Origin of the sequence: Actinoplanes campanulatus, assembly GCF_014647795.1 — a bacterium.
In the GTDB taxonomy this organism is placed as follows: domain Bacteria; phylum Actinomycetota; class Actinomycetes; order Mycobacteriales; family Micromonosporaceae; genus Actinoplanes; species Actinoplanes campanulatus.
This window is the reverse complement of record NZ_BMPW01000004.1, coordinates 303225-318962: the sequence shown is the minus strand read 5'-3', so window position 1 is coordinate 318962 and position 15738 is coordinate 303225. Positions and strand designations below refer to the sequence as shown.

Genomic DNA, 15738 nt, shown 5'->3' with positions numbered 1-15738 from the left:
GTTCCACCATGCTGCACACCGCGCGGATGATCAGCCCGGCCGTCGAGCTGGGCAGCGCTCCCCTGTTCCGCACCGAGATCACCCTGGACACCGGCCACGGCGCCGTCACCCGGGCCACCCTCACGATCAGCAGCCTCGGCGTCCACGAGGCCCGGATCGGCGGGCGGCCGGTCGGCGAGGACGTGCTCAGCCCCGGCTGGACCTCGTACGAGCACCGCCTGCGCTACCTCAGCCACGACGTCACCGAACTGATCGCCGGGAAACCGCTCTCCGTCCTGACCGTCCTGGTCGGCAACGGCTGGTACCGGGGACGGCTCGGGTTCATGGGCGGCAGCGCCTTGTACGGCGACCGGCTCGGGGTGATCGCCGCGTGCGAGATCACCTTCACGGACGGGCACCGGCAGGTCGTGGTCACCGACGGGACCTGGACCGCCGGCAACTCCGACGTCCTGGCCGACGACCTGTACGACGGGCAGACCATCGACGCGCGGCGGCGCTCCGGCAAGTGGTTCGTCCCGGACGGTGAGCCCGAGTGGTTCCTGCCGGTGCGGGTGCTCGATTTCGACAACGGTGTGCTCACCCCGTACATCGGAGAATGGGTGAGCAGGCAGGAGAGCGTGCCGCCGCGGAAGGTCTGGGAGTCGCCCACCGGGCGGATGTTGATCGATTTCGGCCAGAACCTGGTCGGCTGGCTGCGTTTCACGGTGCGCGGGCCGGCCGGCTCGGAAATCCGGATCCGGCACGCCGAGGTCCTCGAGGACGGCGAGTTGGGCGTGCGGCCGCTGCGCGACGCGCAGGCCACCGACCGGTTCATCCTCAGCGGCGGCGACGACCTCTTCGAGCCGACCATGACGTTCCACGGATTCCGGTACGCGGAGGTCAGCGGCTGGCCCGCCGATGTGCCGCTGGACGTCGAGGCCGTGGTCGTGCACTCGCGGCTGGAGCGCACCGGCGACTTCGCCTGCTCCGACGAACTGCTCAACCGGCTGCACCGCAACGTCGTCTGGAGCACCAGGGGCAACTTCCTCGATCTGCCGACCGACTGCCCGCAACGCAACGAACGGCTCGGCTGGACCGGCGACATCGCGGTGTTCGCGCCTTCGGCCGCCTACCTGTACGACGTGCGCGGCTTCCTCGGCGACTGGCTCACCGACCTGGCCGCCGAGCAGCGGGCCGCCGACGGCCTGGTCCCGTTCGTCATCCCCGACGTGCTCAAGTATCAGCCGGCGCCGCCCGACTTCCCGGACCCGGACAGCACCGCCTTCTGGTCGGACGCGGCGGTGTGGGTGCCGTGGACGCTGTGGCAGGCGTACGGTGACCGGTCGATTCTGGCCAAACAGTACGCGTCGATGACCGCACACGTCCGGCGCGTCCGCACCCTGCTGTCGCCGTCCGGAGTGTGGGACGGCTCGTTCCAGTTCGGTGACTGGCTCGACCCGGACGCGCCGGCCGACGCCCCGGCCAAGGCGAAGGCCGACCCCGGCGTGGTGGCGACCGCGGCCTACTACCGGTCGCTGACGCTGGTCGCCGAGACGGCCGCGTTGCTCGGGCACGACGCCGACGCCGCCGAGTTCACCGAACTGGCCGCCCGGGTCCGGATCGCGTTCTCCAGCGAATACGTGGACGCGGACGGCACCGTGCGGTCCGACTGCACGACGGTCTACACCCTCGCCATCGTCTTCGGGCTGCTCGACGACACGTCCTTCGCGGGACGGCGGCTGGCCGAACTCGTCGCGGACAGCGGTTACCGGGTGTCGACCGGGTTCGCGGGGACGCCGTACATCACCGACGCGCTCACCGTCACCGGACATCTCGATGCGGCCTACCGGCTGCTGCTGGAACGGGAGTGCCCGTCCTGGCTCTACCCGGTGACGATGGGCGCCACCACCATCTGGGAGCGCTGGGACTCCATGCTCCCGGACGGAACGATCAACCCGGGCGAGATGACCAGCTTCAACCACTACGCCCTCGGCGCGGTCGCCGACTGGATGCACCGGACCATCGGCGGCATCGCCCCACTGGAGCCCGGCTACTCACGGGTGTCGATCGCGCCACGGCCCGGCGGCGGCCTGACCTGGGCCCGCGCCGGTCTGCGAACCCGGCACGGCCGCATCGAGGTCTCCTGGCGGACCGGGCCGGACGGCGACCTCGCCGTCGACGTGACGCTCCCGGACGGCGTCACCGGCGTCCTCTCGCTGGACGGACGGCCCGAGGTGGAGATCTCGGCGGGCACGCACTCCTTCTGACCCGTTAAGGAGAACCATGCGCTTTCGAAGGTTCGGGGCGGCGCTGCTGCTGCTCGCCCCGGTGGCCCCGGTCGTCACGGCCGGCCCGGCACTCGCCGCGGACTGCTCCACCTACCCCTGGATGGACAGGCACCGGTCGCCCGAACAGCGGGCCCGCGCTCTCCTGGCCGCCAGCAGCCCGCACCAGATCTACCGCTGGCTGGTGGAACAGCCGGCCAACAGCCCGCAGCAGACAGAGTGGGCCGGTGACGTCGTCTATCCGGTGCAGGTGCCGTGCACGCCGACCGTCGTCTACACCGACGGGCCGGACGGGATCCGGTTCACCGACGGGGTAACCGCCTTCCCGGCTACCATCGCCACCGCGTCCACCTGGAACGAACCGCTCGCGTACGTCAAAGGCGCCGCCCAGGCCGAGGAGGGTTTCCAGAAGGGCAAGAACGTGATCCTGGCGCCGGGGATCGCCAGTGGCCGCACTCCCCTGTCCGGTCGCATCCCGGAGTATCTCGGCGAGGACGCGCTGCTCAGCGGGTTGATGGCGGCGGCCGGCGCGCGCGGGATCCAGAGCGACCACCGGGTTCTGGCCACACTCAAGCACTACGTCGCCAACGAGCAGGAACTCGACCGGCAGACCAGCTCGTCCAACGCCGATGAGCGGACGCTGCGGCAGGTCTACGACCTGCCGTTCGAGATCGCCGCGAAGCGTTCTTCTCCGGGGAGCATCATGTGCTCCTACAACCAGATCAACGGGGTGTACGCCTGTGAGCACCCGCGACAGAACAGCGTCCTCAAGGACGACGTGGGCTTCGACGGGTACGTGATGAGCGACTTCGGCTCGGTGCACTCCACCGCCGCGAGCCTGGTCAACGGGCTCGACCAGGAGCTGAACCGGCCGATCTGGTTCACCCCCGCGAAGCTCGACGCGGCCATGGCCGCCGGGGAGATCACCCAGGGTCAGGTCGACGCGGCGGCGCTGCGGGTGGTCACCGCCTACATCCGTGGCGGGCTCTTCGACCATCCGCTGCCGGCCACCCCGGTCGCCGACGTGTCCACTCTTGCGTACAAGACGATCGCGCGGACGGTCGCCGAACAGGGCTCGGTGCTGCTGAAGAACATCAGGAACACACTGCCGATCCGGGGTACGCGGATCGCCGTCATCGGTTCGACCGCATCGGAGAGCGCGCACTCCGTATGCAGTCTGCCCTGGCGGTTCGGGAATCCGACCACGATGCGGTGCGAGGATCTCGTGACGCCGCTGGCCGCGATCACGGCGCGGGCCGCCGTCGGCGGGGCCACCGTCGTCTACGACAACGGCAGCGACCCGGCGGCGGCCGCGGTCACGGCTAACGGTGCCGACATCGCGGTCGTCTTCGGACACCAGCGCACCGGGGAGTTCACCGACCTGGCCGATCTGCGGCTGCAGGGTGGCGGGGACGCGCTGATCTCGGCGGTCGCCGCGGCCAATCCCCGTACCGTCGTGGTGTTGCAGACCGGCAGCGCTGTCGAGATGCCGTGGCTCGACCAGGTTCCGGCCGTGCTCCAGAACTGGTACGGCGGGGAGCAGATGGGCCCGGCCCTGGCGGCGCTGCTGTTCGGCGATGTCAACCCGTCCGGGAAGCTGCCGATGACGTTCCCGCGGTCGCTCGCCGACACGCCGACCGCCGGTGATGTCGCCCGCTACCCGGGCGTCGTGGTCGACGGGATCCGGCAGGTGTCCTACAACGAGGGTCTCCAGGTCGGGTACCGCTGGTATGAGGCCCGGGGCATCGATCCGCTCTTCGCCTTCGGGTACGGGCTGTCGTACACGTCCTTCGCCTACCGCGACCTGGAAGTTACCGGGGACGGGCGCGACGGGGTCCGGATCCGGTTCCGGCTGACCAACACCGGGAAACGCTCCGGGACCGAGGTGGCCCAGGCCTATGTCTCGTTGCCGTCGGCCACCGGGGAGCTGGCCAAGCGCCTGGTCGGATGGTCGCGCGTCACTCTCGGCCCGGGCCGCTCCCGCACCGTCCAGATCGACCTTCGCCGCTCGGATCTGGCCGACCTGCACCTGCTCCAGTACCACGACCCGGCCCGTTCCGGCTGGGTGACGGCGCGGGGCACCTACGGCTTCACCGTCGGCGGCTCCTCCGCCGCCACCCTGCACGACACTCTCCGTATACGTTGATCATTCGCGGCCACGGCGGTCTCCCGTTTCCCGGGGAGGCCGCCGTGTCGTCGTTCTCCGGAGACTGACGCTGACGTCTGGACAACGGCCGTGATCATCGCGGACATGTGTACGGACCACGACACAGCATGGATCACGTCAAGACATTGCGCATCAAGATGTACGCACCACAATACGTGCTGAATCACGTCGAGATGTCAGCCTTTGCCGAGGGGTGGCGGGCCAGCCTCGATGGCTGATCGTCGACGGCGTCAACCTGATTGGTGGATCCCTCGTCCGGCCGGCTGGACCGTTGACCATGGCGTACCGTCGATGTCGGCGGCCGGAGCAGCGGCCGGTCGCCGCGCCCTGCCCACTATCAGGGAGCACCTCATGGCCGAGCACATCGGCGCGCGCGTCCGTCTCTGGCGCCGCCGCCGCAAGACGACCCAAGCCGTTCTCGCCGGTCTTGCCGGCATCAGCCAAGCCCATCTCAGCAACATCGAACGCGGCGAGCGGGCCGTGGAGCCGCGGAGCAGACTCGGACCATCCGATGAGCACCTTCCGGATCGGCGACCGGGTGACGGTACGGCCGCCCTACGACAGCCCGCACGTCGAGTGCGCGCCGCACATGGTCATCGCCGGTGAATTTCCGCCACCCGATCCGCATGGCGTCACCCACTACCGCGTGACCGCGTGCACGATGCGCCACCTGGACGGCAGCCCGATGCTGTTCGGCCCGTACCCGCCGGAGCAACTGACGGCCGGCTGGGACGAGCGAGTGGCACGGCTGCGGTGACCTTCTGCCGGGCTCAACAGCGGGACCCTCGCACCTATGACCGCCGAGGATGCGGGACAGCAGGCAGTGAAGGCCAGTCCGTGCCTGCCTCCTGGCCACCAACGACCGGGTGTCGCAAATCGTGAACTGGACGCCGGGTCAGGCGATGAGGAAGCCGTCCTCCAGATAGGCCACGGTTCCTTCGGCTCGGGCCCGCATCGCGGCGGCCAGTCGCCGAGCCAGCAGCTCGGACAGCCGTTCGGCGGCCTGCTGCCCGGTGCACCACACCCAGGAGCGCAACTCCTCGGCGGGCAACCGGATCCGGCCGCACTGCTCCGCGGTCAAGACGCCGCCGTCGAAGACGAGCATCAACCCCTCGGTGCGCCCCGAACGCGGCGGCACCCAGTCGACCACCAACAGCCGGCCCGGCTTGACCGGCAGATCCAGCTCCTCCTTGAGTTCGCGGACCACGGCCGCATACGGCGACTCGTCGAGTTCCACCGCCCCGCCCGGGATCTCCCAATAGTCCTTGTACGTCGGCTCGACGATGAGCGCCCGGTCCTGCTCATCGGAGAACAAGATGCCGGCTCCCATCCGTTTGCGCGGCAGGGTGGCGGTGAAGTCGGTCGCCATGCCGCCGAGCGTAGCGACACCTCGCCGCCGGTCATGGCCAACCGGTACGCCAGGGTGAACGCCGAACGGCAGACCGCGCCGACGCCGGCCAGGCCATCCGCGAGCGTGAACGACCGGGTGTCGCTGCTGCCACGGATGGCGAACGAGGGCACGTGCGGCCTCCACTACGGGATGACGACGCCCGCGGACCGAAGTCTGGTCTCGAAGAGAGCGGTCAGGCGGGCCGCGGCCGGGGTCGGCTGCTCGCCGTGGTGGGCGATCAGCCGGTAGCGGGTGGCGGCCTGGTTGCGGGCACGTAGGCCGGTCACCGTGCTGAGCAGGGCGGGATCGGCCAGGTAGTGGTCGGCCACTGCGGTCGCCAGCTCGTCGATGCGGGGATCGCCGGGCTCCCAGGTGGCCGCCTCGGCCGCGCGGCGGGTCAGTTCCAGCAGGTGGGGATCGCTCACGGCGTACTCGAAATGGGTCAGATAGTCGTCGAAGCCGTCGGGGACCAGGGCCCGGGCCAGCACCCAGGCCTCCCGGGTGGCCGCCACCTCCTCGGCCGGGAAACCGAGGCCGCGCATGCGTTTCAGCAGCGCCACCGCCCGGTCCGGCAGCAGGGTCCGGTCCCCGTCGGCGAGCCGGTGCAACGTGTCGCGGCGGGCCGTCAGGTCCGCGATGCGTTCGGTGAGCTGCCGTTCGACATCGGCGAGGGTGGCGGCGAACCGGGTGGTGTCGGCGTCGAGCAGAGGGCCGATCTCGGCTAGGGAGACACCGGCGGCGGCCAGCGTACGGATCTGGACCAGACGCAGCAGGTCGCCGGAGCCGTACCGCCGGTAGCCGGAGCTGTCCCGTTGCGGCTCCGGGAGCAGGCCGAGTTTGTGGTAGTGGCGGACGGCCTTCACCGTGACGCCGACGAACTCGGCCGCCTGCCCGATCGTGACACCGCGTTTCATCAGCTGGTGAACATCTCGTCGAGGAGCCGCTGCTGGGCGTTTTGGAAGGCCGGCGCGATGCTGAGGCTGGCGTCGTCCACACAGCTCAGTGCGGCGGTAAGGGTCCGGCTGCCGTCGGGGGTGCTGTACATCAGTGCGGCGTGGCCGACGGCGGCGCCGTTGTGGGAGATGATCGTTCCGCCGGGGGTGGTCAGCAGGAACACGCCCAGACCGTAGTCCATGTCCGGGATGCCGGTGGGGTGCGGGGTGCACATCTCGGCGAGCAGCGAGGGCAGCAGGAGGCGGCCGCCCGTCAGCGCCGAGATGAAGGTGTGCAGGTCCCGGGTGGTGGAGATCATGTCGCCGCCGGCGGAGATCCAGGAGGGGTTCTGGCGGGTGACGTCGATGATGTCGCCGTCGCGGTAGTAGGCGTGGGCGAACGGATCGGGGATCTCCGGCGATGTTTCCGGCAACAGGGTGCCGGTCAGGCCGAGTGGTTCCAGGATCAGGCGGCGCATCTCGGCGGCGAGCGGCCGGCCGGTGATCCTCTCGATGAGCAGCCGAGCCAGCACGTAGTTGGTGTTGGAGTAGCTCCAGCCCGTTCCCGGGTCGAACCGGGGCGGCTGGGAGAGCGCGATCCGTACCAATTCCCGTGGCTGGTAGGTGTGGAAACGGTTCTCCAGCCACTGAGGGGCACCGGGGCCGTAGGGCATCGGGATGCCGGGCACGATCGTACCGTCGTGGTTGATCTCGCCGGTGAAATTGAAGAGCCCGCTGGTGTGCCGCAACAGCATCCGCACGGTGATCCGCTCGTCCAGGCCCAGGTCGGGCAGGTGAGCGGCCGCCGGGGCGTCCAATTCGGCCCGGCCCTCGGCGACCAGGCACAACATCAGGGTGGCGAGGAACGTCTTGGTGGTGCTGCCGATCCGGACGTGACCGTCGATCGACGGCTTCGCGGTCCCGCCGAGCTCGGCGACCCCGGCGCTGCCGGTCCATTCGCCACCGTCGTCGTTGAGGCGCAGGGTCACCCCATGGAAACCGGAGCCGACGATCGCGTCGATGGTCGACTGTGGGGAGATGTTGATGGACATGATGGTCGCTCCATATGTACTGGATGTATCGCGTACATGAGGAGCGTCCACCCTGACCTTGGGTCAACCTCAAGAATGATCCACGTCACTGGCCGCGCCCGCACTCAACCGGTCTCCCAGGTGGGCGCACATGTCCGGGCTTGACCGTGGGCGGCGCACACGTTCGGATGACCGATGCCGTGGTCGCCGCACACATTCGGATAACCGATGCCGTGATCGCCGCACACGAAAGTCGCCGCGTGCGCGACCACCACGGCTATCAGTCACGTAGGCGACCACGACACCATCACCGTGTGCGCCCACCCCGCGCGGAACTGTGACCGCCCGTCACAGCGACCGGCGCAACGGCTGGGAGCGGCGAGCCGATCGCCCGGCCGTGAGCGGCAACAAGCCGGAGCGGCAGCAGGCGGGGTGGCAGCAGGCCGGGAGCGGCAGCAGGCGGGGTGGCAGCAGGCCGGGAGCGGCGGCAGGTGGGGGTGGCGCGACTGGCTGGGCCTGCCCGGCCACCGATCTGAGCCCGGCGGGTGCGGCACAGGCGGGAGCGGGCAGCGAGATCGCGCGAGCGGACGGGACGGCCCAGGTTGGGTGGGACGGGGACACGCGTACAAGAAGGAAGAACTGGCAGCGGAACGCGGACCTCGACCACCAACGTTTCTAGGCGGTGCGGCCGGCGCGGCGGGCCGCGTCGACCACCGGGTCGGTCTCGTCGTCGAACTGGCCGATCACCTGTTCCAGCAGGTCTTCGAGGGTTACCAGGCCGATCACCGTGCCGTTGTCGGCGACCAGGGCGAGGTGGCTGCGCCGCTGCCGCATCACGGCGACCGCGTCCAGGACGGTGGTGTCGGCCGGCAGCGACAGCACCGCGGTCATCAGGTCCCGCGCCGTCACGAGCCGCAGTGCGCTGACGGCCTTGGCGGCGTCACGGACGTGCACGACGCCGACGATCGCCCCGGCCCGGTCGGTCACCGGCAGCCGGGATCGGCCGGTCTCGGTGCTGCGCATCTCGACGGCGCGGGCGTCGGCGTCGGCGGGCACGTCCCGGATCTGCCCGTTCGGGACCATCACGTCGCGTACGGGCATCGACTGCACCTGCAACATGGCGGTGAGCAGTTGATGCTCGGCGTCCTCGATGGTGCCGTGCTGCTTGGAGGTCTCCAGCAGCATCCGTAGCTGCTCGGCGCTGTGGACCTGGGCGAGTTCGTCCTGCGGGGTCACCTTGATCAGCCGCAGGCAGGCGTTGGCGAGGCCGTTGAGGGCGGCCAGAACCGGGCGCAGGACGGTGGTGAAGCCGACGAACGGGATCGCCAGGATCTGTGCCGAGGCCTCCGGGTGGCTGATCGCCCACGACTTGGGCGCCATCTCCCCGACGACCACGTGCAGGAAGCCGACCAGGGCGACGGCCAGGACGAAGGCGACGGCGTAGGCGGCGTCGGCGGGCAGCCCGACCGCGACGAACACCGGTTCGAGCAGGTGTTTGACCGCCGGTTTGGCGAGCGCGCCGAGCCCGAGGGTGCACAGGGTGATGCCGAGCTGGGCGCCGGCCAGCATCATCGACAGCCGGCGGGTTCCGGCGAGGGCCGCGCGGGCGCCGCGGGATCCGGCGGTGGCGGCGGTCTCCAGGCGGTGCCGTTTCGCGGCGACCAGCGCGAACTCGGCGGCGACGAAGAACCCGTTGAGGGCCAGCAGCACCAGGGAGATGAGCAGGGACGAGGCGGCGCTCATGGGGTGACCTGCCCGTCGGCGTCGGGGATGACGGTGAGGGCGATCCGGTCCGGGACGAGGCGGCGGACGGCCAGGACGGTGAGCCGGGCCACACCCTGCGGCACCGGTTCCCCTTCGGCGTCGACCGTCGGGGGAAGCGGCAGGTCGACCTGTTCGCCGGCGACCGGGAGGTGGCCGAGGCGGGCCAGGATCAGGCCGGAGACGGTGTCGTACCGGTCGTCGCCGGGCAGGTGGACGCCGGTGGCGTCGGTGATCTCGTCGATACGGGCCCGGCCGGGGATCAGCCAGTCGCCGTCGCCGGCGGGTTCGATGACCGGTTCCGGCAGGTCGTCCTCGTCGCGGATGTCCCCCACGAGTTCCTCGGCGACGTCCTCGAGGGTGATGATGCCGGCGAAGCCGCCGTACTCGTCGACGACGATCGCCATCTGCCGGTGCGCGGCTTTCAGCCGGTCCAGGACCGCGGGCAGCCCGAGCGGCTCGGGCAGCGCCACCGGCGCGGTCGCCAGCGAGCCGACCGGGGTGGTGCCCCGGACGGCGGGGTCGAGGGTGACCACGTCGGCGATGGAGACGATGCCGATGACGTCGTCGAGGCCGTCGCCGATCACCGGGAACCGGGAGTGGCCGGTGTCGAGCAGGTCGACGACCCGTGACGCCGGCTCGTTCTCGCCGATCGTGGTGACGTCGACGCGGGGGCGCATCGCCTCGGCGGCGGTCCGTGCCCGGAAGTCCAGGCCGTGGTCGAGCAGCCGGGCGGCGTGCGCGTCGAGGCTGCCCTGGCTGCCGGCGGCGGCGATGATCCGGTCGAGGTCCTCGGTGGTGGCGCCCTGCGGGAGCTCCTCGATCGGTTCGATGCCGACGGCGCGCAGCAGCCGGTTGGCGGTGGCGTCGAACACCCGGATGAGCGGGCCCACGACGGTCAGGTAGACCAGTGTGGAGCGGGCGAGCGCCCGGGCGAGGGCCTCGGGCTTGGCGATGGCGAGGTTCTTCGGCGCGAGTTCGCCGAGGACCATCTGCACCACGGTGGCGAACAGCAGCGCGAACACCATCGCGATCGACGCGCTGGCGGTCTCGGACAGTCCGGTCAGTCCGAGCAGCTCGGCGGTGCCGCGGCCCAGGTAGGGCTCGGCGACGTAGCCGGCGAGCAGGGCGGTGACGGTGATGCCGACCTGGGCGCCGGACAGCACGAACGACAGCCGCTGGGTGACCCGCAGCGCACGCGCGGCGACGGTGTCACCGTCGTCGGCCCGTGCCCTCAGGCGTTCCCGGTCGACGGCCACGTAGGCGAACTCCTGCGCCACGAAGTAGCCGGTCGCCGCGGTCAGCAGCACGATCGCCAGAACCCCGATGGTGATCAGCATGGGGTGCCATCGTAACGGCTAACCACGGCGGGCCGGTTCGGCGTACGGCAGGCGCGCCGGTTCCTCGACCGGTCCGGTCCGGCCCCGCCATGCTGCCGCCGCTTCCTCCAGCGCCGTCAGGAGGCGGGACTCCTCGCCGGCCCGGTCGCGGTACCACGCCAGCGCCCACGCCCGGTGCAGCCGCCAGCCGAGACCGGTGAGCACCTGGTCGTTGAGGTGGTCGCGGTCCCGCGCGGCCGGGCAGTCCCGGTAGCCGGGGCCGTCGCAGCGCACACCGAGCAGGTAGTCGCCGGCCGGATCCAGGGGGTGGCGGACGGCGATGTCCACCCGGCCGCCGGCGGTGCCCAGGCCGGTCCGCGCCGGATAGCCCCAGGACCGTACGGTCTCCAGCACCGAGGTGACGAAGTCGCCGGCCGGGCCGGTTCCGTCGTCCCGGGCGGCGCCGCCGTCGCGTTCCACGTGGTCCAGGTAGGCGACGAGTTGGCGGACCCCCTCGTTCTCCGACTCCGGTATGTCGCGGGCCAGGATCGACGTCACGATCTCCACCCGGTGCCGGGCGCGGGTGATCGCCACGTTGAGCCGCCGCCAGCCGTTGGGGCGGTTGAGGGCGCCGAAGTTCGCGGTGATCCGGCCGGCCATGTCGTACCCGTACCCGATCGAGAAGATCATCACGTCGCGTTCGTCGCCCTGCACCGACTCCAGGCTCTTGATGAAGAAGCCGTGCAGCCGGTCGTGGACCACCGCGCGTTGCAGGGCCGGGTGCCCGGCGGCGATCCGCTCCAGGGCCCGTTCGATCGCCTCGGCCTGGGCCACCGAGAAGGTGACGACGCCCAGGGAGGCGTGGGGCCGGGTGGTGAAGTGGTGCACGATCCGTTCGGCGACCCGCTCCGCCTCGACCGGATTGTCCCGGCTGGAGGCGCGGCGGTAGACGCCGGCGACCGGGAACAGTTCCACACCGGTGTCCGGGCCGCCGGCGACCGGGGCCGGGAAGGTGCTCAGCCGTCCCTGGTAGAAGGCGTCGTTGGCGAACGCGATCAGGGCCTGGTGCCGGCTGCGGTAGTGCCAGGTCAGGCTCATGCCGGGGAAGGCGCCGCACGCCTTGGTCAGCTCCAGCACGGACGGGAAGTCGAGCACCTCGCTGTCCTGGTCGGCGGCCGTGAAGGACCGGTCGAAGAACGACGTGGGCGGCAGCTGCCGGTCGTCGCCGGCGGTGATCAGCGACTGGCCGCGGTAGATGCAGTTGACCGCTTCGGCCGGCGTGACCTGGGAGGCCTCGTCGAAGATGACGACGTCGAAGGTGATGTCCGGAGGCAGTGACTGGCTCACCGTCAGCGGGGAGGCGAGCACGCACGGGCGCAGGGCGAGCACGGCGTCCCGGGCCTGGGCGATCAGGTCTCGTACCGGGAGTTGCCGGCCGGCCTTCATCGCCTCGCGCCGCAGCAGGTTGGTTGCGGCGCTGTCGGCCGGAGGCCGTCGTGCCTCGATCGCGGCGATGATCTGCCGGGCCGCGAGCGCCGCGAGTTTCTCGTCGGTCTGCCGGAATTCGGCCACCAGGCGGTCGCGGTCCTCGCCCCGCCAGGTCCGCAGCCGGCTGTCGGCGCGGACCACCGCGTCCACCCAGCCGTGCAGCAGCGCCCGTCGCAGGACCGCGGGCACCAGCGCCCGGTCCAGGTGCTGGTCGGCGCAGTACTCGACGGCCGCGTCCAGGCCGTGGGCGGCGAGCGCCTCGCGGGCGTCGAGGCAGGCGAACCACTCCTCCTGCCCGCTGCTGTCGTCGCGCAGCCGCCGCAGCAGGGTTCCGGCCCGCCGGTAGTCGTCGAACTGGCGGCGCAGCTCGTCCTGCCGGTGCGGCGCGAATCCGGCGAGCACCGCCCGGCCGGCCTCGGCCCACTCCCGGGCCCGCTCCCTCAGTTCGGGCACCGGTTTGAGGTCGTCGAGGGCGGCGGCCTGCGCCTCGGTCAGCGGCCCGCCGGCCATCTCCCGGGTCCGCGCGGCCCAGGCGACGGCCGCGGCGAGCGCGGCCGGATCGGTTTCCGGCATTTCTCCGGTACGGTCCAGCGCCGCCGTCCGCGCCTGTTCCGCCGCGGTTCGCAGCCGGGCCAGCCAGAGTGCCTCCGCGTAGTCCAGGGTCCGCCCGGTCGCCGCGTCGTACGCCCGGACCGTCTCCGCCACCGCGTGCAGTGTCACGGTGTGCTCGGTCAGCCAGGTCAGCGCGTCGTCGATCGGCTCGTTGACGAGTTCCGGCCGGGCCGCCGGGCTGGGCGGCGGACGCAGTGTGGCCTGCCAGCGCAGCAGCGCGTCGCGGGCCTCGGTGACGACCCGGCTCGGCTCCGGGTCGGTGGCCGGCGCGCAGAGGTGGCCGAGGACACCCTCGATGACGGCGGGCGGGACCGTGGCGAGCGCGGTGGCGGCCACCGCGATCGCGTCGTCGAGGGCGGCGAAGTCGGTGCCGCGGCCCTGCCAGTACCGGCCGAGCACGGGGGCGTACGACTGGTCGGCGGCCGTCAGGTCCTGGAGTGCCCGTTTCCAGGCGACCGCGGTGCCGATGCGGGAGATCGCGTCCCCGAGGTTCGCGGTGGGCAGCACGAATTCGGCCACCTGCCGCCGGTCGCGCCGGTACGCCGCCCGCAGCCTCCCCATCCCGCGGTGCACGGTGGTGAACCGTTCGGCGAGCTCCTCGACCGGCTGGCCCAGGACGGCCTCGGAGAAGTACGGCCGGGCCTGGATCTCCGCGGCGACCAGCGCCTCCAGTGCCCGCCGCAGGACGCCGGCCCCGGTCCGTACCGCGGGCAGCGTGCCGGGCCGGAACCAGAACCGCTCCGGTTTGTGCGGCCGGTCGCCCAGTTCGACGATCGTGGCGACGCGGGAGATGTCCTGGACGGTGTGGACCGGTGGCAGCCCGAGGCGGGCGGTGACCCGGTCGACCGCGCGGCGGCGTACGTCGAGTTGTTCGGCGGCCCGGGTGAACGAGCGGGCGAGTTCGTCGGCGGTGCCGGCGGTCAGCGTGGTGACGTCGACCGGCGCGGGCAGCGCGTCCAGGGGTGGGACGACCGGCAGGCCGGCGACCGGGGGCAGCGCGGTCCAGGGCACTCCGGCGTGCTGTTCGGCCAGCGCGGCGGCCTGGGCGGCGGCGGCGAGCCCGGTGGCGTGCCGGTCGGCGGCCCTGCGGATCGGGTTCAGGTCGCCGGCGGTGAGCCATGAGGCGGCGACCGGGCCGGGGCGGGCGCCGGCGTGGTCGGCGAGCCGGGCGAGGGCCTCCGCGTCGTCCGGCCGTTGCAGCCGGAACGCGGTGGCCGCCGGCTCGGCGGCGCGGGCCGCCCGCGCCAGTGCGGCGAGGGCCTTCTCGGCGCGGCTGAGCGCGGGGTCGAGCGGCTCCCGGGTGGTGACGTCGCGCCACGCCAGGCCGGGGTCGGCCATCGACCGCCACGAGCGGGACAGCTGGTCGGTGGCCTCCCGGATGCGGTGCATCGCGTCCGGGGTGAGGTCGCCGGGGTCGATCGTGGGGACCGGTGCGGCGGGGGTGCGGGAGAGGGCGGCACAGTGGCCGATCACCTGGTGCAGGCTGGCGCCGAGGGGGTGGCGGGTCTCGTTCATGGCGTACGCGAACGCGGTCAGCTGCTCGCGGAGTTCCCGCAGCGTGGCCAGGTCGACGGTGGGCGCCGGAGCCGGAATCTCGGGGATCTCGTCGGCGGCCGCGGCGAGCAGGGTCGCGACCTCGCGGCGGCCCGCCTTCTGGCCGTGCAGTTCCAGCAGGTAGCGGCCGAGCCCGGCCTCGGTGAGCCGGTGGTGGACCACGTCGAGGGCGGCGACCTTCTCGGAGACGAAGAGCACGCTCTTCCCGGCGTGCAGGAGCGCCCCGATCATGTTGGCGACGGTCTGTGACTTGCCGGTGCCGGGTGGCCCGTCCATCACGAAGCTGTGCCCGGCGAGCGCCGCGGCGATGCAGGCCCGCTGCGACGAGTCGGCGTCCAGGACCAGGGGCACGTCCTCGGGCGGGGCGAGCCGGTCGGTGTCCTCCGGCCGGATCGGGGTGAACCGGAACCGGGTGGTCTGCCGCCGGCTGTCGGTGACGGCCAGGGCGCGGACGACCGGGTGGGCCAGGATGCGTTCCTCGTTGTCCTGGAGGTCCCGGAAGATCGCCTCCTTGTGGAAGGTGAGACAGGTCAGGACGGCGGCTGGTTCGATGTGCCATCCGTTGCGGCGGGCCACGGTGTCGGTGAAGCCGGCCCAGAAGCGGGTGACGTCGAGTTCGGCGCCCGGTTCCAGGGGCGGCACGCTGATGCCGGCCCGTTTGAGCCGCAGCGCCAGGGCCGGGTTGAGCACCGGTTCGGCGTCGCGCAGCCGCAGGTCCGGCGGCCGCCCCTGTTCGCCTGCGACGAGTTCGGCCGGGAGCAGCAGCAGGGGGCTGGTGTAGCTGGTGGTCCGGCTCTCGGCGTCCTCGTCGTCGGCGGCCAGCCGCCAGTGCAGCAGCCCGAGCGCGAGATGCAGGACGGCCACGCCGCGGTCGAGGTGTTCCTGCTGGGCTCGCCGCATCATCCGGCGCAGCAGCGGCCCGAGGGCGCGTTCGGTGAGTTCGGTGCGGAAGGCTCCCGCCGGCCCGCCGCTGTCGCCGGGGCCGGTCAGGGCGCACCGGTCGCCGCGGGCCAGCGCGGTGACCACCTGCCCGGGTTCCGGCGAGGTGATCTCGACCGCGTCGCCGTTGCCGGTGGTGAAGTTGATCAGCCGGTTGTTGCCGCCGAGGTCGATCAGGCTGTCGCGCCAGGCACGCAGAGCCGCGTGCGCACCGTTCCCGGAACGGTCGTCCTCGTCGCACCGGATGCCCATGTACCCGATTGCAGCAGGAGACGGCCCTT

The 15738-nt window shown here is 71.8% G+C and carries 10 protein-coding genes; 4 read left to right on the top strand and 6 right to left on the bottom strand.

From position 1 onward, the window contains the following. Positions 1-8: 8 nt before the first annotated feature. The 4 genes from IEZ13_RS10180 to IEZ13_RS10165 all read left to right on the top strand — a co-directional run bounded on the left by IEZ13_RS10180 (position 9) and on the right by IEZ13_RS10165 (position 5188). Positions 9-2246 carry an alpha-L-rhamnosidase gene (locus IEZ13_RS10180; protein WP_183220583.1) on the top strand — a complete coding sequence of 746 codons (2238 nt, stop codon included), beginning with the start codon at positions 9-11 and terminating at the stop codon, positions 2244-2246. Between the two features lie 16 nt (positions 2247-2262). Then, positions 2263-4410: a beta-glucosidase gene (locus tag IEZ13_RS10175; protein ID WP_183220581.1), complete on the top strand. Its 2148-nt coding sequence runs from the start codon at positions 2263-2265 to the stop codon at positions 4408-4410. 231 nt (positions 4411-4641) lie between these two features. Next, positions 4642-5037 (top strand): helix-turn-helix domain-containing protein, encoded by a 396-nt coding sequence (locus IEZ13_RS47845; RefSeq protein WP_372441856.1) that lies wholly within the window; start codon positions 4642-4644, stop codon positions 5035-5037. Next, positions 4943-5188 (top strand): hypothetical protein, encoded by a 246-nt coding sequence (locus IEZ13_RS10165; RefSeq protein WP_183220826.1) that lies wholly within the window; start codon positions 4943-4945, stop codon positions 5186-5188. Before IEZ13_RS47845 ends, IEZ13_RS10165 begins: the two co-directional genes overlap by 95 nt. 138 nt (positions 5189-5326) lie before the next feature. Here IEZ13_RS10165 and IEZ13_RS10160 read toward each other — a convergent pair whose 3' ends face one another. The 6 genes from IEZ13_RS10160 to IEZ13_RS10135 all read right to left on the bottom strand — a co-directional run bounded on the left by IEZ13_RS10160 (position 5327) and on the right by IEZ13_RS10135 (position 15709). Further along, positions 5327-5800, bottom strand: coding sequence for an NUDIX domain-containing protein (locus IEZ13_RS10160; RefSeq protein WP_229794589.1), 474 nt, complete (start codon positions 5798-5800; stop codon positions 5327-5329). Between the two features lie 164 nt (positions 5801-5964). Further along, on the bottom strand, positions 5965-6735 hold the full coding sequence (locus tag IEZ13_RS10155) for a MerR family transcriptional regulator (protein ID WP_183220577.1): 771 nt from the start codon (positions 6733-6735) through the stop codon (positions 5965-5967). Then, the gene (locus tag IEZ13_RS10150; RefSeq protein WP_183220575.1) at positions 6735-7805 is read right to left on the bottom strand and encodes a serine hydrolase domain-containing protein; all 1071 of its coding nucleotides are present in this window, start codon (positions 7803-7805) and stop codon (positions 6735-6737) included. The genes IEZ13_RS10155 and IEZ13_RS10150 overlap by 1 nt, the downstream gene beginning before the upstream one ends. 654 nt (positions 7806-8459) lie before the next feature. Beyond that, a complete protein-coding gene (locus IEZ13_RS10145) occupies positions 8460-9527 on the bottom strand; it encodes a hemolysin family protein (protein WP_183220573.1) in 1068 nt (355 codons plus the stop codon). Continuing rightward, positions 9524-10885 carry a hemolysin family protein gene (locus IEZ13_RS10140; protein WP_183220570.1) on the bottom strand — a complete coding sequence of 454 codons (1362 nt, stop codon included), beginning with the start codon at positions 10883-10885 and terminating at the stop codon, positions 9524-9526. The genes IEZ13_RS10145 and IEZ13_RS10140 overlap by 4 nt, the downstream gene beginning before the upstream one ends. A gap of 18 nt (positions 10886-10903) precedes the next feature. Further along, entirely contained in the window at positions 10904-15709 is a 4806-nt protein-coding gene (locus IEZ13_RS10135; RefSeq protein ID WP_183220568.1) for a DUF4011 domain-containing protein, read from the bottom strand. Between the last annotated feature and the right edge of the window lie 29 nt (positions 15710-15738).